General features: G+C 67.0%; 22 protein-coding genes and 1 pseudogene. 14 read left to right on the forward strand and 9 right to left on the reverse strand.

Annotation, left to right across the window (positions count from 1 at the left end):
* Positions 1–10 precede the first annotated feature (10 nt).
* A complete protein-coding gene (locus I7X18_RS06970; protein ID WP_198730555.1) occupies positions 11–454 on the forward strand; it encodes a hypothetical protein in 444 nt (147 codons plus the stop codon).
* Positions 455–467: 13 nt separating this feature from the next.
* Here the strand turns inward: I7X18_RS06970 and I7X18_RS06975 are convergent, their stop codons facing one another.
* Both I7X18_RS06975 and I7X18_RS06980 read right to left on the reverse strand, forming a co-directional pair.
* Positions 468–1,142: a hypothetical protein gene (locus I7X18_RS06975; protein WP_193047804.1), complete on the reverse strand. Its 675-nt coding sequence runs from the start codon at positions 1,140–1,142 to the stop codon at positions 468–470.
* Positions 1,139–1,759 (reverse strand): hypothetical protein, encoded by a 621-nt coding sequence (locus tag I7X18_RS06980; RefSeq protein WP_226864234.1) that lies wholly within the window; start codon positions 1,757–1,759, stop codon positions 1,139–1,141. Before I7X18_RS06980 ends, I7X18_RS06975 begins: the two co-directional genes overlap by 4 nt.
* A gap of 319 nt (positions 1,760–2,078) precedes the next feature.
* Here I7X18_RS06980 and I7X18_RS29515 point away from each other — a divergent pair, with 319 nt between their 5' ends.
* The gene (locus I7X18_RS29515) at positions 2,079–2,234 is read left to right on the forward strand and encodes a hypothetical protein (RefSeq protein WP_226864233.1); all 156 of its coding nucleotides are present in this window, start codon (positions 2,079–2,081) and stop codon (positions 2,232–2,234) included.
* Between the two features lie 162 nt (positions 2,235–2,396).
* Here the strand turns inward: I7X18_RS29515 and I7X18_RS29940 are convergent, their stop codons facing one another.
* The 7 genes and pseudogenes from I7X18_RS29940 to I7X18_RS07010 all read right to left on the reverse strand — a co-directional run bounded on the left by I7X18_RS29940 (position 2,397) and on the right by I7X18_RS07010 (position 10,178).
* Positions 2,397–2,606 carry a hypothetical protein gene (locus tag I7X18_RS29940; RefSeq protein WP_332522613.1) on the reverse strand — a complete coding sequence of 70 codons (210 nt, stop codon included), beginning with the start codon at positions 2,604–2,606 and terminating at the stop codon, positions 2,397–2,399.
* 55 nt (positions 2,607–2,661) lie between these two features.
* Positions 2,662–2,829: pseudogene (locus I7X18_RS29945) on the reverse strand (patatin-like phospholipase family protein); the annotation flags it as partial.
* Between the two features lie 28 nt (positions 2,830–2,857).
* A complete protein-coding gene (locus tag I7X18_RS06990; protein WP_193047802.1) occupies positions 2,858–5,728 on the reverse strand; it encodes a cation-translocating P-type ATPase in 2,871 nt (956 codons plus the stop codon).
* Positions 5,685–6,113, reverse strand: a complete 429-nt coding sequence (locus tag I7X18_RS06995; RefSeq protein WP_193047801.1) for a hypothetical protein — start codon at positions 6,111–6,113, stop codon at positions 5,685–5,687. Before I7X18_RS06995 ends, I7X18_RS06990 begins: the two co-directional genes overlap by 44 nt.
* 296 nt (positions 6,114–6,409) lie before the next feature.
* On the reverse strand, positions 6,410–7,678 hold the full coding sequence (locus I7X18_RS07000) for an ABC transporter substrate-binding protein (protein ID WP_193047800.1): 1,269 nt from the start codon (positions 7,676–7,678) through the stop codon (positions 6,410–6,412).
* Complete coding sequence (gene fucP, locus I7X18_RS07005) at positions 7,675–8,997, reverse strand: L-fucose:H+ symporter permease (protein WP_193047799.1); 1,323 nt, start codon at positions 8,995–8,997, stop codon at positions 7,675–7,677. The genes I7X18_RS07000 and fucP overlap by 4 nt, the downstream gene beginning before the upstream one ends.
* Before the next feature lie 101 nt (positions 8,998–9,098).
* On the reverse strand, positions 9,099–10,178 hold the full coding sequence (locus I7X18_RS07010) for a substrate-binding domain-containing protein (RefSeq protein WP_193047798.1): 1,080 nt from the start codon (positions 10,176–10,178) through the stop codon (positions 9,099–9,101).
* Positions 10,179–10,279: 101 nt separating this feature from the next.
* Here I7X18_RS07010 and I7X18_RS07015 point away from each other — a divergent pair, with 101 nt between their 5' ends.
* The 12 genes from I7X18_RS07015 (at position 10,280) to I7X18_RS07070 (ending at position 23,541) form a co-directional block, all read left to right on the forward strand.
* On the forward strand, positions 10,280–10,702 hold the full coding sequence (locus tag I7X18_RS07015) for a MarR family winged helix-turn-helix transcriptional regulator (RefSeq protein ID WP_193047797.1): 423 nt from the start codon (positions 10,280–10,282) through the stop codon (positions 10,700–10,702).
* 98 nt (positions 10,703–10,800) lie between these two features.
* Positions 10,801–11,085, forward strand: a complete 285-nt coding sequence (locus tag I7X18_RS07020; protein ID WP_193047796.1) for an FmdB family zinc ribbon protein — start codon at positions 10,801–10,803, stop codon at positions 11,083–11,085.
* 4 nt (positions 11,086–11,089) lie between these two features.
* Positions 11,090–11,728 (forward strand): AmiS/UreI family transporter, encoded by a 639-nt coding sequence (locus I7X18_RS07025; RefSeq protein WP_193047795.1) that lies wholly within the window; start codon positions 11,090–11,092, stop codon positions 11,726–11,728.
* A gap of 18 nt (positions 11,729–11,746) precedes the next feature.
* Positions 11,747–12,994 carry a formamidase gene (fmdA, locus tag I7X18_RS07030; protein WP_193047794.1) on the forward strand — a complete coding sequence of 416 codons (1,248 nt, stop codon included), beginning with the start codon at positions 11,747–11,749 and terminating at the stop codon, positions 12,992–12,994.
* A gap of 345 nt (positions 12,995–13,339) precedes the next feature.
* Positions 13,340–15,094 carry an alpha/beta hydrolase gene (locus I7X18_RS07035; RefSeq protein WP_193047793.1) on the forward strand — a complete coding sequence of 585 codons (1,755 nt, stop codon included), beginning with the start codon at positions 13,340–13,342 and terminating at the stop codon, positions 15,092–15,094.
* 338 nt (positions 15,095–15,432) lie between these two features.
* Positions 15,433–16,686, forward strand: a complete 1,254-nt coding sequence (locus I7X18_RS07040) for a CaiB/BaiF CoA transferase family protein (protein WP_193047792.1) — start codon at positions 15,433–15,435, stop codon at positions 16,684–16,686.
* On the forward strand, positions 16,683–18,032 hold the full coding sequence (locus I7X18_RS07045) for an MFS transporter (protein WP_193047791.1): 1,350 nt from the start codon (positions 16,683–16,685) through the stop codon (positions 18,030–18,032). The genes I7X18_RS07040 and I7X18_RS07045 overlap by 4 nt, the downstream gene beginning before the upstream one ends.
* On the forward strand, positions 18,029–19,159 hold the full coding sequence (locus I7X18_RS07050; RefSeq protein ID WP_193047790.1) for a zinc-binding dehydrogenase: 1,131 nt from the start codon (positions 18,029–18,031) through the stop codon (positions 19,157–19,159). The genes I7X18_RS07045 and I7X18_RS07050 overlap by 4 nt, the downstream gene beginning before the upstream one ends.
* Positions 19,156–20,691, forward strand: a complete 1,536-nt coding sequence (locus I7X18_RS07055; protein ID WP_193047789.1) for an aldehyde dehydrogenase — start codon at positions 19,156–19,158, stop codon at positions 20,689–20,691. The genes I7X18_RS07050 and I7X18_RS07055 overlap by 4 nt, the downstream gene beginning before the upstream one ends.
* The gene (locus tag I7X18_RS07060; RefSeq protein WP_193047788.1) at positions 20,691–21,710 is read left to right on the forward strand and encodes a glycerate kinase family protein; all 1,020 of its coding nucleotides are present in this window, start codon (positions 20,691–20,693) and stop codon (positions 21,708–21,710) included. Before I7X18_RS07055 ends, I7X18_RS07060 begins: the two co-directional genes overlap by 1 nt.
* Positions 21,707–22,591, forward strand: coding sequence for an HpcH/HpaI aldolase/citrate lyase family protein (locus I7X18_RS07065; protein WP_193047787.1), 885 nt, complete (start codon positions 21,707–21,709; stop codon positions 22,589–22,591). Before I7X18_RS07060 ends, I7X18_RS07065 begins: the two co-directional genes overlap by 4 nt.
* Entirely contained in the window at positions 22,588–23,541 is a 954-nt protein-coding gene (locus I7X18_RS07070) for a 2-hydroxyacid dehydrogenase (protein ID WP_193047786.1), read from the forward strand. The genes I7X18_RS07065 and I7X18_RS07070 overlap by 4 nt, the downstream gene beginning before the upstream one ends.
* Positions 23,542–23,569 lie beyond the last annotated feature (28 nt).

Consider the following 23,569-nt stretch of genomic DNA (forward strand, 5'->3'; position numbering starts at 1 on the left):
CGACGACGTGATGAAGTATCACGGTCCAGGCTTTCCCGGTGGTGTGGCCCATGCCGTCAAGGTGCTCGAACGGGCGCTGCCCGTGCTGAGCCCCGACGCGCCGGCGGAACGCCGGGAGATCTCGGTGGCCACGGCACACCGCGGGCCCGGCGTGCGTGACACGTTCGAGGCCGTCACCCGCGCCGTCACCGAGGGACGGTTCACGGTGGACTCGGCGCTCGAGCGGCCGGACCGCGGCGTGACCCTGGAGCGTTATGCGTTCGAGCTGACCTACCGCGGGACGACGGTGCGCCTGGAGATCCGGGACGGCTTCGTCACCGACGAATTCATCACGCTGGCACGTAAATCGGGGCGTAGCCGAGCCGAGGAGGACCGCCTCACCGTGCTCAAAAAGGAGATGGCCGACCGTCTGCTCGCCGCGCCCGCCCACGACGTGTACGACATCGTGGGCTGAGCGCCCGGGCGGGTCAGGTGTTGTCGACCCAGCGCAGCAACGCGTAGAGGAACCGGGTGGCTCCGCTCATGAAGTTGCTGCCGTGGTGATGCATCGGGTCGAACGTGGTCACGATGATGCGCCCCCGTGTCGTCACGGTGTCCTCGTACAGCATCATTCCAGCGTCGTGTGGCTTGCCGTCGGCGTCGGGCTCTTCGGAAACCACCAGCGGCACAACGTCGGCCTCGGTGCGCAGCAGGCCGTGGTGATGCCAGATGACCGACTTCGTCGTCAGGTACCGCCAGGACTCATGGTCGTGGCTGCGGGTCCGAATCAGCGGGTCTTCACCGCTGACCCACCACCAGAAGTTGGTCGGCCGCTCCTCCCACTCGATCCCCGGTAACCAGGTGTGCACCCGGTTCTCGCCGAGCACCACCAAGGTGCCGCCGCGCTGGGCCACCGCGTGGAACTGCGCCGCGTGCCGGGCGAGGAGCTCGGGGTGCATTCGGTCGCCGACGATGACGGTGTCGTAACCGTCGAGCCCGCCCTCTTCGAAGTCGGGCAGATAGACGAACTCAGGCTGATAAGCAAGCACCGCAGGGTCTTTCGTCGCATACAGGTGGGCGTACGAGCCGCTGTGCACGATGGCGAGCCGGCGTCCGCGCTTGAGCGCGCGGTCGGTGCGGGAGAAGGGTTCGGTGGTGGTCATCGCTGAACCAGCCAATCGATCAGTTGTGGGGTCATCCTGGCTGCGGTGTTGGGGTCGTTCTTCCAGTTGGTGAGGTCGTTGCCGCCGTGCACCAGCACCTGCCCGTCACCGAGCGGGTAGACGTAATCGAGCGGCAACGCGTGCCGGCCGATGCGGGTGGTGACGATCGCGTCGGCGGGGATCTTGTCGGCATAACCGCGCGCGTAGAAGCCGGTGACACCCTTGCGGACGCTGAGGTCGATGGCCTCGACGCCCTCCCACACCGGGTGCGGATCGCCGAAGCTGATCGCCAGGTCCTTCGGCCCGGTGTAGGTGAGTTTGCGCCACACCCCAAGCCCTGGAAGGAAATCGGTGACGGCGTGCCCCATCACCGCGATGCGGCCACCGGAGCGGGCGAATTCGGTGATCAGGTCGCGGTTGCGCTCGAGGAAGATCTGGTCGGCGCCGGCGCCGATGATCAGCCCGCGAACGTCGGTCAGGTCTGTCTCGGGCAGGCGGTAGATGTCGACCTGCCCCAGTCGCGGATCGGCGTCGGGCGTGCCGGCCGGGTGGTGGGAACCCATCGTGACCTGCACGACGGGGGCGATCGCGGCGGACGGCGGATTCGTTGTGGACAAGATCTCTTCCTCGTTGCGGTTAGGTAAGCCTAACGTCCGCCTCGGCGCTGCAGTCGCGGGGGGAACAAGGTGCGCCGGTTGGCCGCCGGCCTGTGAGCCGAAGCTAGTAGCGCTGCCAACGGCACCGACAATCACGACCTTTTCAACGCACCCGCCGCCGGCGGCAACGGCGGTGCCCCGGGGGCGGGTAGTGGTGGCGACGGCGGCGCGGGCGACGGCAATCCGGTCAGGCCGGATGACCGCGGATCCACTCACAACAGTTTGGCCGCGGCCCTACCGGGTGACTCTGAAGCGTCCGTCCAACCCGCACGGAGGTCTCATGAGTCAGCGAAACGATCCGCCCGCCAAGCCCGTCGACGCCACCCAGGCGACCGACGAGCAGCGAGAGATGCAAGAGCAGCTTGATGATCAACATGGCGACCCGGACGGCCCGGGCGCCGAGCAGAGCCGCCACGGGATCGCCGACGAGACGTAGACGAGTGGGTTACCGCATCGTTGTCGGATGCCACTCGGCTTCGTGGACGAAACCCCGACTGGCTTGGGACGCACTGAAACGGCCGGGTGCGCCAAACTGTGCGCTGTGATCGTGCTGTGCTGTGCTGTGCCGGGCCAGAGTGCCCAGCGTCGGCAACGGCGGTTAGTCGGACTGCCGCGAAGCCATCGGGTGCGGCCGCGCGGTGGCGATGTCCATGGCGACGGCGGCAAACGGAAGCGCGAGGTCGGCGAAGGTCGTGGACTCGCCCAGGAAGTCGGCGATGAGACCGGTCATCTCGCTGTTGGGAAACAGATGGGTCTTGCGGCGCCGCAGCGCCCCGGCCTGGACGAGCAGGTTGCCCGGGGAAGACATCGTGGCCCGTCACCCGCGCCCAGGTGCGCGACAGCCGGTTGGCGGCCCCCTTCGGATCGGCGGCGGCGACGGCGCCGTTGAGCGACCCGACGGAGGTGCCGGCGACGAGATCGGGGCCGACGTCGTGTTCGCTGAGCGCTCGTAGCATGCCGACTTGGATCGCGCCGAGGCCGCCGCCCCCGAGCACGTAACCGATAGGCCGGGGCAAATCCGCCAACTGCATGGCTACCTCCGGGGCTGGGACATGGCGATCACCGCGGCGCCGTCTCGGCAGGGACTGATTCACGACGCTTCGTACGCAGCACCAGCTTGCGGAACTCGTCGAACCAGAGCACCGTCGAGGCCATCGCGATCGCCACGCCCCAATGCGCGAGATCCAGTGAGGCCGTTCCGAAAGCGGTTTGCAGGAAAGGTATGTGAACCACCGCGATCTGCAGTACGGCACCAAGCGCCACCGCCGCCCACAGCCATCCGTTGCTGAAGAGATGCCGAAACGCGCTGGTCGATTCCGAGCGAGAGTTGAACGCGTTGAAGAGCTGCGCGAAGACCAGCGTGGTGAACCCGGCGGTGCGCGCCACGTCCAACGAGTCCGACCCCTCGACCACACCGCCCGGCAGAAAGATGTCCATTGTCAGCAGCGTGGCGATTGCGGTCACCACGCCGATGAAAAGAATGCCCCGCCACATCTCGCCGTCGATGAGCCGATCGGTTCGCCGCCGCGGTGGCCGGGCCATCACATCGTCGATCTCCGGGTCCACGCCCATCGCCAGCGCGGGACCGGAGTCGGTCACCAGATTGATCCAGAGGATTTGGGTGGCCAGCAACGGGACCACGATGCCGTCTCCCGAGGAGCCGGTGATCCCGATGAAACCGGCGAAGAACACGCCGAAAAACACCGTGAAGACCTCACCCATGTTCGACGACAGTAGATAGCGAAGGAACTTCTTGATGTCGTCGAAGATGACCCGGCCCTGGCGTACCGCCGCGACGATGGTGGCGAAGTTGTCGTCGACGAGGATCACTTTCGCGGCTTCCTTGGTCACCTGTGTCCCGGTGACCCCCATCGCCACACCGATATCGGCCGACTTCAGTGCGGGAGCATCGTTGACCCCGTCGCCGGTCATCGCCACGACCTCGCCCTGGGCCTGTAACGCGTCGACGATCTGGAGCTTGTTTCGCGGGGCGACGCGGGCGTAGACCGATGTCATGGCGGTCACCTCGCGAAGCTGGTCCGGGGAGCACGAGTCGAGTTGGATCCCGGTCACTGCGACGGACCCGGGCCCGACGATGCCGAGGTCCTCGGCGATGCGGGCCGCGGTGGTGGGGTGATCGCCGGTGATCATCATGGTCCGCACGCCGGCCCCGCGGGCCACGGCGACGGCCTCTGCCACCTCGGGGCGCGGCGGGTCGATGATCCCGACCACGCCCACGTACACGAGGTCGCGTTCGTCGCCTTCTTCGAGTCGATCAGACGTCTCCGCCTCATGGACCCAGCGGTAGGCCACGGACAGGGTGCGGAAGGCCTGCGCGGACAGCGCTTCGACGGTGGCCAACGCGGTTGCGCGCTGGTCGTCATCGAGCGGCACGACGTGCTCGCCGACCTGCAGCGCGACGCAGCGCTGCAGCAGGACGTCGGGTGCACCCTTGGCCACCACGGCAGCGACCTCGTCGCCACCGGCGACCAGGGCGGACATCATCTTTCGATCGGACGTGAACGGCACCTCGCCGCGTCTCTCGAACTGACGCGCACGGGCGACGGTGCCCTCGAGCTTGTGAGCGGCCACCAGGAAGGCCGCCTCGGTCGGATCTCCCTGGATCTGCCACTCACCGTCGCGGAATGTCAACTGCGCGTCGTTGGCCAGGCAGCCACCGGTGATCACCATGCGCGCCTCGCGCGACAGCGCAGGATCAGCCAAGTTCCGGCCGTCGGCAAGGGCGGTGCCTTCGGGCTGATAACCGACTCCGGTCAGTTCGACCTCGCCGGAGGCGGTGCAGATGCGCTGAATCGTCATCTCGTTCTTCGTCAGCGTGCCGGTCTTGTCCGAGGCGATGACGGTGGCCGAACCGAGAGTCTCCACCGAGTGCAGTTTCTTGACGATCGCCTTGCGTCGGGCCATCTGCTGCACCCCGATGGCCAGTACGACGGACAGGATGGCGGGCAGCCCCTCCGGAACCGCCGCCACCGCGAGGGACACGCCCAAGAACAAGACGGTGACGAACTCGCTCAGCGTGGAGACGTGGTTGGTCAGCGCGGTGACGACCATGACCACCACGGCGATCACGATGACCGTGAGGCCGAGCATCTTGCTGACGCCCGCGATCTCCTTCTGCAGAGGGCTCGGTTCCTCCTTGGTGGTCTCGAGCATCTCGGCGATCGAACCCATCTCGGTGTCCATGCCCGTCGCCGTCACGACCGCACGGCCGACCCCCTGGGCCACCGCGGTGCCCCGGAACACCATGTTCCTGCGGTCGCCGAGCGGCACCTGCTCTGCCAGCGCGGTGACGTTCTTCGTCACCGATTCGCTTTCGCCGGTGAGTGAGGCCTCCGAGACCCGCAGTGCGGTCGCCGAGAGGAGTCGTGCATCGGCTCCGATTGCGTCGCCCTCGCTGAGTGCGACGATGTCGCCACGCACCAACTCCCTCGACGGCACCGTGCGCAGTTCGCCATCACGAAGCACCGTGGACGTCGCCTCGGTCATCGACTGCAGCGCCGCGACAGCCGTTTCGGCATTGCTCTCCTGGACGAAACCGAGGATGCCATTGAGCGCGACGATCGCGGCGATGACCAGCGCGTCGATGGGTGCGCCGGATGCCCCCTCGGCCAGCCATGCCGCCACCGAGATCGCGACCGCCACCAGCAACAGATAGATCAGCGGATCCTGGAATTGCGTCAGCACTCTTCGCCACAGCGCCAATGGCGGCGCGGCCCGAAGCTCGTTGGGACCGTCGCGCTGCAGGCGGCGTTCGGCCTCCACCGACGTGAGGCCCGTCGAGGGGTCTACAGCGAAAGTGCGGGCGACGTCGGATCCGTCCCGTAGCGACGGATCCGGTGACGCAGTGACGGATGTGCCCACGCGCTCAGGTATTGAGGGCGTCAGCGTTCGCTCGCGCGTAGGCAGCATCGAGGCATGCGGCCGCGGCTTCCTCAATTGCGCTCTCTGCGAACCAGATTGCATCCAGGGCGTAGGCCTCAGCGTCCTCGGCGTCGCGTTCAGCGGCCTTCGCTTCGTGCTCTTCCTTTTTTGCCTCGATGGTTGACCGCACCTTGGCGAGGTGGGCCTCCCACTTGGCGCGGAGTTCCTCCAACTGAGAGGACGCCTTATCGGAGGCGCCGTCGACCTTCTCCTTGAACTGCTCCACCGTGGATGTGGCACGTTCGCGCGCTGTGGCGGCGTCCGCTTTCAACTGTTCCTTCTCGTGTCCTGCCGAGGCCTTCAGCTTGTCCGCTGAATCCTTTGCCTTCTCGGAAAGTTCGTCGAACTTCTCACTCAGACGGTTATCGGCCATGGAATGCTCCCGATCCATAAGTCGGCCCCGATCAGCGGCGCCGGTATGGATCCAGGGTGTCACTCGCAAGGCCCTACCGACAGACCCCGCGGCAAACCGAAAAGTGACGGTGTCGAATGCAGCGCGCGGGCCCACCCCGCGCCATAAGACGCACTGGGGTCGATGAACCGGAACCCGTCGATATGGCAATCATTGATCATGTCCACTGCTCACTCACGTGTGCGACGCCAACGACTTCCGTGTGTATGCCACAGCACACCGACCCCGAGGTGCACCGGCACCGGAGAGTTGAGGCGTCACCGTCCGGAGATGGGCACCACGACCGAGTTCTGCAGCGTATCGACGAACGCGTCCTGGTTCTTGCTCTGAACGAACGTCGCGACCGCGTCGTACAGGCCCTGCTGGAAACCGGTGGGCAGCAACTCGCCGTGGGTGATCGACAGCAGGATCTTGTCTTCCCACAACGACTTCGACGCCTGCTGCTGGTAGGCGGGAAGCGATGCCACGTCGACGTCATTGAACACCGGCACCGAACCCTTGACCTTGTTGAACGCCAGTGACGTCTCCGGATCGGCGACGGTCTCGAGGAACTCCATCGCATTCACGCCGTCCGGGGCGTCGGAGGAGACGACGAACGTGTCGACGATCGCGAGGTAGGCACCCGACGTTCCGGGGTACGGCACATACCCGAAGTCCTTGCCCTCGACGGCCTTGTTCGCCTCGAGTTCGCCGTAAACCGAATCGTTCATCGACAGGAACGCGCACCCCCCGGTCGCCAACTTCTTCGCCGCCGCATCCCACGTCAGCCCACCGGCACTGGGATCGGCTTGCGAGACGATCTGCCCGTACTGGGTCAGAGCCTCTTTGAGTTGCGTTCCACGCCAATCGAATTTGTCGTCGGCCACATTGTCGAATCCGTCGGTTCCGATCACCCCGAGCAGCGTGTTCTCGAACAACTCGGTCGCGGTGAACCGGTCCTTGCCGCCTAGACACAACGGCGTCCGGCCTTTGGCGGACACCTTCGCCAGATCGCCGATGAACGCCTCTGTGGTGTAGTCGGGCCCGGGAACCGCGACACCCGTCTCCCGAAGCACGTTCATGTTGAACCACAGCACGTTTCCACGGTGCGAACCCGTGGGGACGCCCCATTGCTTGTCGTTGTAGGTCGCGGCTTCGAGCAGCGTCGGCGGCAACGTCGACCTGAGATCGTCGTCGGTGTACACATCGGATGCGTCGGCGACCTCGCCTGCGTCCACCCACGCTCGAAGTGAACTGCCCAGGAAGGTCTGCCACACGTCGGGTGGATTACCCGCCCGCAGCCGCTCGGCAAGTGCCACTTGGACGTTGCTTCCGCCGCCACCGGCGATCGACCCGTCGATCACGTCGATATCCGGGTTGTCCTCTTTGAACGTGTTCAATAGGACTTCGAAAGCCGGGTGTTCCGAGGGGGATACCCACCACGACACGACCTCGAGCCGGTCGGTCGGCTCGGAGAAGTTGGCCTGCTGACCGCCACCACAGGCCGTGAGGACCACGGCCGCCGCGACCACCCACACGTGTTTCATACTCGTTCTCCCACTGTGTTGGGTGCGGCTCTCAGGTCGAAGACGGCGAAGGCGGTGACCACCGCGAAGCACACCGCGGGGACGACGAACGAGATCGCGGGCGTGGTCGCATCGAGGATGGCGCCCTGGATCAGCGGCATGATCGCCCCGCCGACGATCGCCATGACCAGACCTGCGGCCCCGAACTTGGTGGCCGGCCCCAGCCCGGTGAGCGCGACGCCGTAGATCGTCGGGAACATCAGCGACAGGCAGAACGACAGGGCGACGACGGCCGCCACTCCGGCGACGTTCGGCGAGACCATCGCGAAGATGCAGAGCAGTACCGCCAGCACGCCGAGCACCATGAGCACCTTCGTCGCGCGGACCTTCCCGATCACCCAGGTCATGATGAACCGCGAGATCAAGAACACGATCAGGCTGACTTGCAACAGGTAGCCACCCAGCTGAAGCGACCCGTTGAGCGCCTGCTGCGAATACTGGATCAGGTAGGTCCAGGTGCATACCTGCGCTGCCACGTTGAAGAACTGGGCCACGACGCCGAACACATACCGCCGGTTCGACAGCAGGATCTTGATCGGACTCTGGTCGCCGAGATCACCCGACTCGAATTCCTCGACGATCGGTGGTGACTTCTTGATGGCGATGACCAATCCGATGGCGATCAACACGAATCCGAGCCCGAGATACGGGCCCATCACCGCGCCCAGTTGGCCGGCGCGGATCGTGTGTTCCTGGGCGGGATCGACGTTGGCCAGGTTCACGGGCTCGTCCAGCTTGGGCAGAATCAGGGTGGCCGCCAGGAACACGCCGATGTTGGTGCCGACGGGGTTGAACGCCTGCGCGAAGTTCAATCGCCGTGTCGCCGTCGCTTCCGGACCGAGCGACATCACGTAAGGGTTGGCGGACGTCTCGAGAATGGAGCAGCCGGCCGCGATGGCGAAGAGGGCGACCAGGAATGCCTCGTAGGTCATGATCTTGCTCGCCGGATAGAAGGCCATCGCGCCTACCGCCGCGAGCAGCACCCCGCTGAGAAGCCCTGCCTTGTAACCGAATTTCTGATTGATGAGGGCGGCGGGGATGGCCAACAGGAAGTAGGCCCCGAAGTACGCCAGCTGGACGAGCGAGGCCTGGAACGTGTTCATCTCGAAGATGCGCTTGAACCCCGCCACCATGGGGGTGGTGAGGTCAGCGGCCACACCCCATGCCGTGAAGCAGCAGATGAGGACACCAAAGAGAATCCACATCTTCGGATAGACCAGCGGTGGTTTGGACGAACCCGGGGTGGCGGCCGGTTGTTCGGCGTGTTCGGTCGTCGTCATGTTCGCTGCCTCTCACCATTGAGGAGGGGTCCGGCTGCGGCGTCACGGTGTGACCGGAGTCACAATTATCAACCCTACGCCGATGCAGCCTGGACATAGGGCTAATCGCAGAGGCCGACCGGCTTCAACGAATCCAGAATCTCGAAGTCATAGCCTGCGGCAGCGGCGATGTACACCTGTTGATCGAGGTGGTTGTCGCGCATGTTCATCGGCCCGCGCGGGCTGTCGAAGCCGACATTCTGAGCGGAAACCATCAGGTCGCCGATCGCCGCGGTGCGGGCCCGCTCGAAGAGCGCCTCCAGGGTGAGCAGCCCTTCGTAGCAGGATTCGGCCATCGCGTTCAGCGGCGGTGCGTCCGCGCCATAGGAGGCGACGTAGCGGCCCATCAGATCCATGGCGCCGGCGGTGGCCAGTGAATTGAAGTATGCGGCTGCGACATACAGGTTCTCGGTGGAACCGGCACCGCTGGCGAGGAGCATGTTCTCCTCCATCAGCGGGCTGAACCGGGCCATCCGATCGTGGCCGCCGCGCAGGGCGAACTCGCGGTTGAACAGCACCGCGTCGTGGCCGACCAGCAGCATCAAGACCGCCTGAGCCCCGGTGTCGATCACTTGCTGCACCGGACCCCGAAAATCGTCGGATCCGAACGGGACGTAGATCTCCTGCTTGAGGTCGAGCCGCAGCTCCCGGCAGTACGCCCGGGCCGCCGCTGCCGAACCGCGCGGCCAGACGTAGTCGTCGCCGACCAGGCACCACGACCGGATGCCGAAATGATCGCGGAGCCAAGCCAATGCGGGCGCAATCTGGATCCGCGGCGTCTCGCCGGTGCAGAACACCCCAGGGGTGTGCTCGCCGCCCTCGTACAACGACGTGTACACGTACGGAATCTCGTTTCTGACCACCGGCGACAACACGTTGCGCACCGCCGAGATATGCCATCCGGTCACCGCGTCCAAACCTCGCCCGCGCAGCCGATCGGCGACGGTTCGGGCGACCGCTGCACCGGACGCCCCGCCATCGAGCACCTCGATCGTGACCTCACGCCCATGCAGTCCACCGCGATCGTTGACATCCTTCGTCGCGAGCTCGGCGACCGCCTCGCATGAGGGCGCGAAGATGCCGGCTGGCCCTTGAAGCGGAATCACCAGCCCGACGCGGAACTCAACTTCGTGGTTCTGCACCCCAGATCACCATCGATCCCGTGTACTCTGCGCGTGGATGCTTTCTATCAGAAATACTCCATTCTGAACAGACCCAGCACTGACGCGAGGAGATCCGCACCATGGCCGCCGGACAGCAGCCCCGCACCAATCTTCTGCTGCCCCTCGCGCGCCTGACCCAGCACGCGGAGTCCGCCATCACCCGCGTGTTGGCCGACTCGACACTCAAGCTCGAGGACTGGCGTGTGCTCGACGAATTGGCCGCACGCCGTACCGTCCCCATGACCGATCTGGCGCAGGCGACCCTGATCACCGGTCCGACTCTCACCCGGACTGTGGATCGTCTTGTCTCGCAGGGTCTTATGTACCGAACAGCTGATGTCCAAGACCGGCGCCGCGTCCTGGTCGCCCTGACTGCCCGCGGGCGGACGCTGCGCAGTCGGCTGGCTGGAGCCGTCGCCGACGCCGAGCGGGCCGCCTTCGAGTCCTGGGGGCTCGACATCGACCAACTGCGCGATCTCGTCGACAAGACCGCACGCGCCTGACTCTCTGACGTCCGGTCGGCGGTGCGACGCCCCGGGCAGCGTGACCATTGACATTTACTTTCATCTGGATATATTTCAGCTAGATGAAAAGAGGTGGCATGCCGACCTACTCCTTCCACTGTTCTGACTGTGGCCCCTTCGACCTCACCTGTCCCATCACCGACGTCGTGGCGACACCGCCGTGCCCGGCCTGCAGTACCCCGGCGCGGCGGGTGTTCGCTTCGCCGCCGCTGACCACGTTCAGCGCCGGTCAGCACCGCCTCGCCGACCTGGCGTCGGCCAGCGCGGAACAACCCGCCGTCACCACGACGATTCCCGCCGCGCTGGGGCGGCCCCGTTCAACTCGCCGCGATCCGCGGCTTCCCGCGCTACCCCGGATGTAGTCCGATGGGCGGCGTCGGGCTGTTGTACGTCGGAGCCGTGCTGATCATCGACGGCCTGATGCTGCTCGGTCGCATAACCCCGCAGGGGGCGACGCCGCTGAACTTCTTCGTCGGCGGGCTGCAGGTGTTGACGCCCACCGTGTTGATCGTTCAGTCCGGCGGTGATCCGGACGTCATCTTCGGCGCCTCAGGCCTCTACCTGTTCGGGTTCACGTATCTGTGGGTGGCCGTCAACAACACCACGGGGTGGAGCGGTGAAGGCCTCGGCTGGTTCTCCCTGTTCGTCGCGCTCGCGGCCATCGGCTACGCATGGCATGCGTTCGCGGTCGAAGCCGACCCGGCTTTCGGCGCGATCTGGCTGCTGTGGGCCGTGCTGTGGTTCATGTTGTTCGTGCTCCTCGGTCTGGGCCGTGTCGCGCTGAGGCCGGCGGTCGGCGTCGTCGCCGTGGTCGACGGTGTGGTGACCGCCGCCGTCCCGGCTTTCCTGATCGTGTCCGGCCAATGGGTCACCGGCACAGTTCCCGCCGTGGTCATCGCCGTCATCGGTGTTGCCGCCGTTGTCCTCGCCGTTCCGATTGGCCGCCGGCTCGGCGCGCCGACACCCGATGCCCCGACGCCGGCCGCGCCTGCGGCCACGACCTAACCGAAAGAGAGTCATCGCATGCCCGAAGTCGTGTTCAGCGTTGATCAGTCCACATCGATGCGAGACCAGGCCGTCCCCGGCCACAACCGTTGGCACCCCGACGTCCCAGCGGCCGTGACGGTCAAGCCCGGCGCCGAATTCCGGATCGAGTGCAAGGAGTGGACTGACGGCCAGATTGGCAACAACGACTCGGCCAACGACGTGCGCGATGTCGACCTCGCGCCGTGTCACATGTTGTCGGGGCCGATCGCCGTCGAGGGCGCCCAACCCGGTGACCTTCTGGTCGTCGACATCTTGGATCTGGGGCCGGTCCCGCAGACCAACGGTCCGAACTGTGGTGAGGGCTGGGGCTATTCCGGCATCTTCGCCAAGGTGAACGGCGGCGGTTTTCTCACCGACTACTACCCCGACGCGTACAAGGCGATCTGGGACTTCCATGGCCAGCAGTGCACGTCGCGGCACGTGCCCGGTGTCCGCTACACCGGCATCACGCACCCCGGTCTGTTCGGCACTGCGCCGTCACCGGACTTGCTGGCCAAGTGGAACGAGCGCGAACGGGCGCTGATCTCCACCGATCCCGATCGGGTTCCGCCGCTGGCCCTGCCGCCGCTGACCACCGGGACCCTCGGCGGCACCGCCTCCGGCGACGTGCTGCAGGCGATCGCCGCCGACGGCGCCCGAACCGTGCCCGCCAGGGAGAACGGCGGCAACCACGACATCAAGAACTTCACCCGGGGCAGCCGAATCTTCTACCCAGTCTTTGTCGACGGCGCGATGCTCTCCGGTGGCGACCTGCACTTCTCTCAGGGCGACGGCGAGATCAACTTCTGCGGAGCGATCGAGATGGGCGGCTTCATCGACATGCACGTAGAGCTGATCAAGGGCGGGATGGAGACGTACGGCATCACCACCAACCCGGTGTTCATGCCGGGTCGGGTCGAGCCGCTCTACTCCGAATGGCTGACCTTCATCGGCGTGTCGGTGGATCATGCCGAGAACCGCAACGCCTACATGGACGCCACACTCGCCTACCGCAACGCCTGCCTGAATGCGATTGCCTACCTCGACAAGTGGGGCTACACCGGGGAGCAGGCGTACTTGATCCTGGGCACCTCACCGATCGAGGGCCGGATAGGAGGCGTGGTCGACATCCCGAACGCGTGCTGCTCGGTGTTCCTGCCGACCGAGATCTTCGACTTCGACATCCGGCCCGGCGGCAACGGACCCCAGAAGGCGGACCGCGGTCAGGTTGCCGTCACGTCCTGACCCACGCGCGGCCGTATGGCGTCGATTCGCCACTTCCGCAGTGTCGATCGGTCCACTCAGAACCGGCCGTCGTCGCTCAGTTCGCCATTGGCAACGAGTTGGCGCTCAGTGTCTTCCATGTGTCGGGCTGGGGGTTCCACCGACGCGGCACCCGGGGTGGTGGGATCCGGCGTGGTCTCCACCTCGAAGAGGTCGTCCCAACTGCCGGCGGCGTGGACGGGGCCCGCAACGGCGTTTCACTGAAACCGCGGGGTCCGATTCGCCGAATCGTCGGCCAAACCGTCCTCTGGCGCTGGGTGAATGTGCAAACATCCGTTTCGGCGCAGCGGAGGGACGGGGTTCACGATGGAACGCATTCCGATGTGGTTGGGGATCGGTGCGGTCACCGCCGGCGTCTCGGCGGCCGCGCTCGCCGGTGCCGGCGCCGCCGGCGCGGAGACCGAGGACGGCTCCGGTCCACCCGCCGCCTCCAGTTCCGAACAGTCGACCGCCGGGGCCGAGGCCCAAGCCCCGGACGTGACGGAAGAACCGGTTGACGAAGAGCCCGTCGGCGAAGAACCGGTTGACGAAGAGCCCGTCGGCGAAGAACCGGTTGACGAAGAGCCCGTCGGCGAAGAACCGGTTGACGAAGAGCCCGTCGGCGAAGAGCCGGTCGACGAAGAGCCCGTCGGCGAAGAGCCGGTCGACGAAGAGCCCGTCGACGACACCGTCGCCGACGATGCGCCGATGTCCGATGGTGACGACCTCGACGACACGACGGCGCGGGGCGACGAAGAAGAGCCCGCGCCGCCGAACGTCCCAGCCGACGACACAGTGGTGGTCGAGGAACCCGCCCCGCCCCTCGTCGAGACCGAGGACGGGCCCGGCACCACCACGGCGGTGATGAGCCGACAGTTAGACGAACCCGGCCCCGTCGCACGCGAATTCACCTTGCCGCCGGTGTCTTTCCCCGCACCTGGGACGCCCCTGCCGTCACCGTTCCCGTTCCTGGACCAGCTCCCGCCGTTGGCCAAGGCGATCGGTTCGGTCGCCTTCGACGTCATTGGCGCCTTGGTGAAGATCTTCACCGGCCCACCGCAACTTCCCCCTGGCAGCACCGTGTCCGTGCGCACGTCGACCCTCGAGATCGCCGACGGCCGCCGCGTCACCGCCGACTGGTACTTCCCCGAAAAGGACACACCCCCTGAGCGGATGATCTACCTGCAGCACGGCTTCCTCGCCATCGGCCCCATGTACAGCTACACCGCCGCCTACCTGGCCGAACACACCAACAGCGTGGTCGTCGCGCCCACGCTGACCTCGAATCCGTTTGCCGCCGAAGGTGTTTGGCTCGGCGGTGATCCCATGTACCGCACTGTCGCTCAACTCTTCACCGGTGACCGCGAGGCGCTCAATGCCAGCGCGGTGGCCAGCGGCTACACCGAGCGGTACGGCGCCACCGCAGTGCTGCCAGAGGAATTCGTGCTGGTGGGCCACTCCCTCGGCGGCGGCTTCGTCGCCGGTGTGGCCGGCCACTACGCGCGGGCCGTCACCGTCGACGGCGAAGCCAACCACCTGGTGGGCGTCATCTCGCTCGACGGTGTGCCGCCGCGCGACGACATCGTCGGCGACTCGCTGGAGGCGCTCGACGACTCCGGCACCTACGTGCCGTTCATCGAGTTGCATGCCCCGACCAGCTTCTTCAACTCGACCAGCAACATCACCGAGGCGCTGGCCGCCGGCCGCGACGGCAAATTCCACGGCGTCGAACTCAACGGCGGCGTGCACATGGACTCGATGCTGGGCGGCAACCCGATCATCCAGCTCGCCGCCTACGTCGTCGCCGGGTTCCCGCAACCCCGGAATCCGCCTGCCGCACAACAACTCATGGCCGGCTGGATCAACGACATGTTCGACGACCGGATCAACGCGGCCACCGGAGCCTGCGCCGGTGCTGCGTGCACCGGAACCTACGGTCCCGCCGGGTCCACCGTCGAGATCCCGACCGGCAAGGGCCGCGCCACGGCCACCGTCCTCGGCACCCCGCCCGCGACGTTGCGCAGCTTCGTCCCGGCGTCGCTGTGGCGGCCGACCCGAACGGTGCTGCTGCCCGTCGCCTGACGGACAGCAGCTGGGAGCGGCAGCCGTGAGGGACGCCTCAGGGCTGCCGGCGGTAGATGGGCGCCGGGCGCTGACCGCGTTGACCTGGATGCTCTGGGGGAGCCGCTCGCGGGCGAGCGTACGGGTCATCGATCGCAGCGTGGCTTTGCGGCCAGTAGGCGGCTGATCAGGGCCCCCCCATCTCGTCGACGATGGAGGCGGGTCAGCACGATTACGCCGCCGGTGTTCAGCAGGGCGTCGGTGTCGAGACCCGTCATGCACGCCGTCATGCCGCCCACATGACGCAACACAGCGGCTACGGACTTGTGCGCGGCATCACAGCGCGCTAATTTAATCAAATGTTTGATACAACCCCGTCCGGTGAGAGTCCACCCCTCCAGGGGGTGCGCGTCGTCGACGCGGCCACGATTTACGCGGGCCCGATGGTCGCAACCTTGCTCGGTGATTTCGGCGCCGACGTGATCAAGGTCGAGCATCCGCGTGGTGATGGGCTGCGGCAGTGGGAATGGCGCAAGGACGGCGAGTCGCTCTGGTGGGCGCTGGTCGGCAGGAACAAGCGCGACATCAGCCTCGCGCTGTCCGATCCGCGCGGTGCCGACGTGATGCGCAGACTGCTGGCCGATGCGGACGTGTTCGTCGAGAACTTCCGGCCGGGCACCTTGGAGAAGTGGGGCCTGGACCCCCAGGACCTGCTCGCCGCCAACCCGAAGCTGGTCGTGGTCCGCGTGTCCGGCTTCGGGCAGACGGGCCCCTACAGTTCCCGCCCGGGGTTCGGCACCATCGCCGAGGCGATGTCCGGGTTCGCCGATACCAACGGCGCCGCCGACGGCCCCCCGGTGCTCCCGCAGTGGCCGCTGGCTGACGGCGTCGCCGCACTCGCCGGAGCCTTCGCGACGATGGTGGCGTTGCGCCACGCGGAGGCCACGGGTCAGGGCCAGATCGTCGACCTGTCCATCTACGAACCGCTGTTCTGGATCCTCGGCGCACAGACGTCGGCCTACGACCAGCTCGGCACGCTTCCGACCCGTCAGGGCAGCCGAACGGGTTTCAACGTCCCCCGGGAATGCTTCCAGACCCGCGACGGCCGGTGGATCGCGCTGTCGGGTGCGACCACGTCCACCGCGCAGCGCATCATGCGGGTCGTCGAGCGGCCGGATCTTGCCGAGGCCGAATGGTTCTCCGACATATCCGGGCGGATTGCGCACCGAGACGAGATCGACGAGTCGATCGCGACATGGGTCGGAGACCGTGACAACGCCGACGTGCTGGCGGCGTTCGATGCTGTCGGGGCCACCGCCGGCCCGGTGTACAGCGCGGCCGACATCGCCGCCGATCCGCACTTCACCGAGCGCGGCAGCATCGTCACCGTCGACCACCCCACCCTCGGCGCGATGCGCATGCAGGGCTTGATCGCCCAGCTGTCGCGAACACCCGGCCGCATCAACGGTCCGGGCCCCGTGCTCGGCGAACACAACGACGACATCCTGCGCGACCAATTGGCCTACCCGCAGGCCGTTTTGGACGAACTCACCGAGGCCGGCGTCATCGGCCGCACCCGCCAACCCATCTCGACGACCCAAGGACGACCATGACCACCAATACGGCGTCGACAGCGCCCAACGAACGACTGGTCAGGCGCGTGGCGCTGGCCAGCGGCATCGGCTCGATGCTCGAGTTCTACGACTTCTACCTCTACGGCGCACTGTCCGCGACGATCTTCGGCACCCTGTTCTTCCACAGTGACGACCCGGCCGTGGGCACCCTGCTCGCGCTGGCGACCTTCGGCGTCGGATTCGTGGCCCGTCCGATCGGCGGAATCATCGCCGGCCACTTCGGGGACAAGGTCGGCCGCAAGAGCGTGCTGATCGCGACGCTCGCCCTGATGGGCGTGTCGACCGTCGGAATCGGGTTGCTTCCCACCTACGACTCGATCGGCACCGCGGCGCCCATCCTGCTGGTCACGCTGCGCGTCCTGCAGGGCCTGGCACACGGCGGCGAGTGGGGCGGCGCGTCCATCATGACCATCGAGCATGCCCCGGAGGGCCGCCGCGGCTTCTACGGCAGTTGCCCGCAGATGGGTATCTACGCTGGGCTCGTACTCGCAAGTCTGGTGCTCGGCGCCTTCATGATGCTTCCCGATGATCAGTTCAAGAGCTGGGGCTGGCGAATCCCGTTCATTCTCGGCGCCGTGTTGATGCTCGTCGGGCTCTGGCTTCGGCGAGCGATCACCGAGTCGCCCGAGTTCGCCGCGGCCATCGCTGCCCGGTCGATCGAACCGGAGCAGGAGAAGAAGCGCATCCCGCTGGTGGAGGCATTCCGCACCGGTCGGCGCGGGATCTTTGTCACCTTCGCGGCCAAGGCCGCGGAGACCTGCACCTTCTACCTGATCACCGTCTTTGCGCTGACGCTGGCCAAGAGTGGTGCCGGGGAATCGACCGCACGCAACGGCATCCTGATCGCGTCCGTCGTCGCCATCATCACCATCGGGGCGTTCGGAGTGCTCGCCGACAGGATCGGGACGCGGACCGTCTACATGGCGGGTGCCGGCTTCATGGTCCTCTTCGCGTTCCCGTTCTTCTGGCTCGCCGGCACCGACTCCGGGCCGGCGCTGTGGCTCGCGCTGATCGTCGGCCTGGCCGTCGGACACTCGCTCATGTACGCCGCGCAGGCAAGCTACTTCTCGGCGCTGTTCGACACCAAGGTCCGGTTCACCGGCGCATCGCTGGGGTACCAGCTCGGGGCCGCCATCGTCGGCGGCTTCACCCCGCTCATCGCCGCAGCGCTGCTGATCCGAAGCGATGGCGCGACGTGGCCGATCGCGACGTACATCGCCGGGGTGTGCGTGGTGAGCTGCCTCGTCATGGCGGTGTGGGGCAAAGTCCGCGCCACTGCCCCCGTGATCGTCACCCTCGACGCCCCGGTTGAGGTGCAGCGATGAAGTCGACGACACTGCCGGAATACACGCGGGCGGCCGTCGTCCGGGGATTCGGTGAACCGCTGAAGCTCGAGGAAGTCGCCGTCCCGCAGACCGTGGAGGCGGGCGGCCTGCTGGTCGAGATCGTGGCCTGCTCGCTGTGCGGTACCGACGTGCACTGCTGGGAGGGCACTTTGGCCATCCCGGTTGAGCTGCCGTTGATCCTCGGCCACGAGATGGTCGGCCGAATCATCGCGATCGGGGACGGCGCCGACGTCGACTCGGCCGGGCAACCGCTACGGATCGGTGACCGCATCCTGTGGACGCACGCCGTCTGCGGCCGCTGCGTCATGTGCGCCAGGAAGCGTCCGACGCTGTGCCGCAACAAGATCCCCTACGGTCAGGCCACCATGGACCAGTGGCCCAACCTGCTCGGCGGGCTGGCCCAGCACTCCTACGTGCTGCCGGGGTCGGGCCGACTCCGGGTGCCAGACGGCGTTCCCGACGACCTCGCCAGCATGGCGAGTTGCGCATTGCGTTCGGTGGTCAACGCGGTCGAACAAGCCGGCCGGGTAGGACCCGAACACACCGTCGTCGTTCAGGGTGCAGGGCCCCTCGGCATCCTCGCCACGGGATTGTTCGCCCAGGGGGGCGCCGGCCGGGTCATCACCGTGGGTGCCCCCGACGCACGCCTGGAGATCGCGACCGAATTCGGCGCCGACGAGGTGATCTCCCTTGCCGCACATCCGGATCCAAGCGATCGCCTGGCGATGATCAGGGACGCCACCGGCGGACTCGGCGCGGATCTGGTCGCCGAGTTCTCCGGCCATCCCGCCGCATTCGCCGAGGGCGTGGAGATGGCCGGACCGGACGGCCGCTACCTGGTCGTCGGCCAACTCGGGGCAGGCACCACCGCCATCGCTCCCGGCACCATCACGAAGAAGAACCTCAACGTCATCGGGTCCTTCTCCGGTGACCTCTCGCACTACCGCACCGCCCTCACCATTCTCGAACGGTACGCGGGTCGGCTACCGTTCGACCGCCTGATCAGCGGTCGCTATCCGCTCGCCGACATCGATTCGGTGATGACGCGGATGCAGAGCTTTCAGGAAATCAAACCCGTTCTACTGCCGCAGGAGGCCCAGTCATGACCGCCACCACGAGCCGCCCCACCGACATCAGCACGCTGGCGGACCCCGCTGCCAGCTCGGACTTCGCCGACCTCTCCATGTTCGTCGCCGGATCACCGACCGCCGCCGTCGACGGAGCGACCTTCGATTCCTACGAACCGCGCACAGGCCGGGTGTGGGCGAAGCTGCCCCGGTCAGGCACCGAAGACGTCGACCGTGCCGTGCGGGCGGCGCGCGCTGCCTTCGAGGGACCGTGGGCCGCAGTCTCAGCTGCCGACCGCGGCCGCTTCCTGATGAAGATCGCGGCCGTCGTCGACCGGCATCGCGACCAGCTCACCATCATCGAATCCCGCGACAACGGCAAGCCGGTACGCGAGGTTCGGGCCGAGATCGACGCTGTAGTGCGCTATTTCGAGTACTTCGCCGGCGTATGCCAGACCACCCTCGGTGAAACCCATCCCCAGGCGGCCACGGCCTTCAGCTACACCCGCCGCGAGCCGGTCGGCGTCGTCGGCGCGATCGTGCCCTGGAACTCACCGCTGCTCATGCTGGCCTGGAAGCTGTCGCCCGCGCTGGCGGGCGGCAACACGATCATCCTCAAGCCCGCCGAGGAGACCTCGGTGTCCGCTGTGGTGTTCGCTCAGCTCGTTGCCGAGGTCGGGCTGCCCGACGGCGTCTTCAACGTGGTCACCGGAGTCGGTGAGGAGGCCGGCGCCGCGCTGGTCGCCCACCCGGATGTCGACAAGATCGCCTTCACCGGCTCGACCGAAGTGGGCAGGCAGATCGCCGCCACCGCGGCCAACGACCTCAAGCTCGTCACCTTCGAGCTCGGCGGCAAGTCCCCCACGGTGATCTTCGCCGACGCCGACCTCGACGCCGCGGTGCATCGCACGGCCTACGGCATCTTCTCCGCTGCCGGGCAGACGTGCCAGGCGGCATCGCGAATCTTCGTGCAGGACAGCATCCATGACGAATTCTTGGATCGATTCGCGTCGTTGGCACGTAGCATCCGCGTGGGCGACCCCCTGTCCGAACGAACCCAGATGGGCGCCCAGATCTCCGCTCAGCATCGGGAGCGGATCGCCGGGTACGTTGCCAGCGGCACCCAGGAGGGCGCGCAGCTGATCTGCGGCGGAACCCGTCCCACCGAGCCGCCGCTGGCTGACGGCTACTACTACTCGCCGACCATCCTGGACGGCGTCAACCGCGACATGAAGATGATCCGCGAGGAGATCTTCGGACCGGTAACCGGAGTCATGACCTTCACCGACGAAGCCGACGCCGTCGCCAAGGCCAACGACACTGAGTACGGCCTGGCCGGATCGGTGTGGACGCGAGACGTGACCCGCGCCCACCGCGTCGCGGCCGGTATCGCCGCCGGCCTGATCTGGGTCAACACCACCCGCACGATCAACCACCTCGTTCCCTTCGGCGGCTACAAGCAGTCCGGATACGGACGCGAGGGCGGCCAAGCCGTGATGGAGCACTACACCCGGATCAAGTCCGTGTGGGTCGACCTGCAGGACGACCTGCCGAACTGGTACGCCGACTGATGGACCGACCGACCGTCATCATCTCGCCGGACAGCCTCAAGGGCTGTCTGTCGGCGGCCGACGCCGCCGCGGCCGTCGCCGCAGGCATCACCGCGACGCGCCCCGAGGTCGCCGTCAGGACCGTGCCGCTGTCCGACGGCGGCGAGGGCCTGGTCGACGTGCTCCGACATCGGCTCGGCGGCGAACTGCGCTACGTCACCGTCGCCGACCCACTAGGGCGTCCGACCTCGGCGCACTACCTCGTCCTCCCGGACGGTCGCGCCGTCACCGAAAGTGCCCAGGCCATCGGGCTCACCTTGCTCACCGCCGAGGAACTGGACCCGTTCGTGGCATCGAGCCGCGGCCTCGGCGAGCTGGTCGCACACATCGGCGCCGACCCCGACGTGCGGGAACTCGTCCTGGGCGTTGGCGGGGTGGCGACCGTGGACGGCGGCGTGGGAATGCGGCACGTGCTGGCGGGGCTGCCCATCCCCGTTCGGGTCGCCTCCGACGTTCGCAACCCGTTACTCGGGGAACATGGTGCCGCAGCGGTATTCGGCCCACAGAAGGGTGCGTCCCCCGCCGACGTGGTGGAGCTGGAGCGCCGGCTGGCCGGGCTCGGGCACCCTGCTGCGATCGCCGATCATCCCGGCGCCGGGGCAGCGGGCGGGATCGGCGCCATGCTGCTCGCGATGGGAGCCACCATCGAGTCCGGCATCGAACTCGTCCTCTCGCTGACGGATTGGCGAGAAGCCGCCGCGTCGGCGAACCTGGCTGTCACCGGCGAGGGCACCGTCGACCTGTCCTCAACTGAGGGCAAAGTCGTCTCCGGCGTGATCGCCGCCGCCCGCCCCAGTCGCCTTCCCGTGGTGGTGTTCGGCGGACGCGTCCATTCCGACGGCGCCGCGGCGCTGCGTGGACTAGGGGCTGTCGACGTGCGACCCCTCAGCGGCAGCATCGCCGATGCCGCAACCGATTTGTACGCGTTGGGCGCTTTCGTGGCATCACGCCTGAACTCGTGGAATCGAGCTGCCGTATGACGTCAGCACTACCCCTGCTTCGCACGCTGCTGTTCGTGCCGGGCGATCGCCCCGACCGGATCGCGAAGGCAGTCGCCAGCGCGGCCGACGGTGTGGCGATCGATCTCGAAGATGCGGTCGCGGTATCGCAGAAGGCCGTGGCCCGGGACGCTGTCGTCTCCGCATTGCCCACGCTGCCCGCTGAGGGCGGCCCCGTGATCTGCGTGCGGATCAATGCGATGGACAGCGGCTTCGCCGACGACGACGTGGCCGCCCTGGAACCCGCGCTACACCGCATCGATCTCGTCATCGTCCCGATGAGTGCCGAACCCGACGGGATTCGGCGCGCAGCAGAGCTGTTGGCCCGGGCGGAACAGGCTGCTGGCGCCGATATCGGCCGAATCGGCATCATCCCTCTGATCGAAACGGCGGCAGGCATTTTCGAAGCGCGCGCGATCGCTGCGGCCGATGCCAGGGTGCACACATTGGCGTTCGGTCCCGCGGACCTGTCTCGTGAACTCGGCATCACCCCCACCGCCGACGGGGAGGAATTCTTGTTCGCACGGTCCCAACTGGTGCTCGCCGCGGCCGCGGCGCACTGTCCGCCGCCGGTGGACGGACCCTATCTCGACCTCAGCGATGCCGACGGCCTTGTACGCTCGGCCCGCCGAGCCCGCATGCTCGGCTTCAGCGGCAAGCAGGTCATCCACCCGTCGCAGGTTTCCGGAGTCGCCGGCGCCTTCGCGGCGACCCCGGCTGAAATCGAATGGGCGCGGGCGGTAGACGTGGCTTTCACCGCAGCGGAAGCCGACGGTGTCTCGTCGATCAGACTCCCCGACGGGACCTTCGTCGACTACCCGATCGCCCGACGCGCCAGGGCAATTCTGGCGGGCGTCCGATGAAGATCGTCGTCACTCGAGGTTTGCCACCCGCCACGCTGGCACCGCTGGCCGAGCTCGGCGACGTGTGGGTGTCCCCGCACGACCGCCCCCTCACCGCCGACGAGCTGTGCGACGCCGTCCGCGGCGCAGCCGCAGTCGTGAGCATGCTCAACGACCGCATCGACGACTCGGTGCTGACCGCCGCAGGCACCCAACTGCGCGTCGTCGCCAACACCGCAGTGGGTTATGACAACCTCGACGTCGCCGCCATCGCGCGGCACGGTGCCACCGCGACCAACACTCCCGGTGTACTCGTCGATGCGACGGCCGACCTGACCATGGCCCTGCTGCTCGACGTCACCCGCCGAGTCTCCGAGGGAGACCGGCTGATCCGCTCAGGCCAGTCCTGGTCGTGGGACATCGGCTTCATGCTCGGCACCGGTCTGCAGCGGAAACGACTCGGGATCATCGGTATGGGTCACATCGGTCGGGCGGTGGCGGAGCGGGCGACGGCCTTCGGCATGAATGTCGTCTATCACGCACGTCGCGAACACCCTGGCGTCATCGGCCGCCGGGTCCCACTCGAGGAACTGCTCGCCACGTCCGACGTCGTGTCCCTGCACTGCCCGCTGACCGCCGACACCCGCCACCTGATCGATGCCGCGGCCCTCCACCGTATGAAGGCCAGGTCGTACCTGATCAACACCGCCCGCGGGCCCATCGTCGACGAAAGCGCGCTGGTAAACGCCCTCGCGACGGGAGTCATCGCCGGCGCCGGCCTCGATGTGTACGAACACGAACCCGATGTGCATCCGGCCCTGCGTGGTCTTGCCAACGTGCTGCTCGCACCACATCTCGGGTCGGCGACCGTCGAAACGCGGACACGGATGGCAGAATTGGCAGTCGAGAATGTGGTCCAGGTGCTCACGGGCGGAGGCCCGATCACGCCGATCGCGGTACCGTCACGTTGACATCAACGGTGCCGGTCGAGAGGAAGCG

Origin of the sequence: Mycolicibacterium baixiangningiae (genome assembly GCF_016313185.1) — a bacterium.
GTDB lineage: Bacteria > Actinomycetota > Actinomycetes > Mycobacteriales > Mycobacteriaceae > Mycobacterium > Mycobacterium baixiangningiae.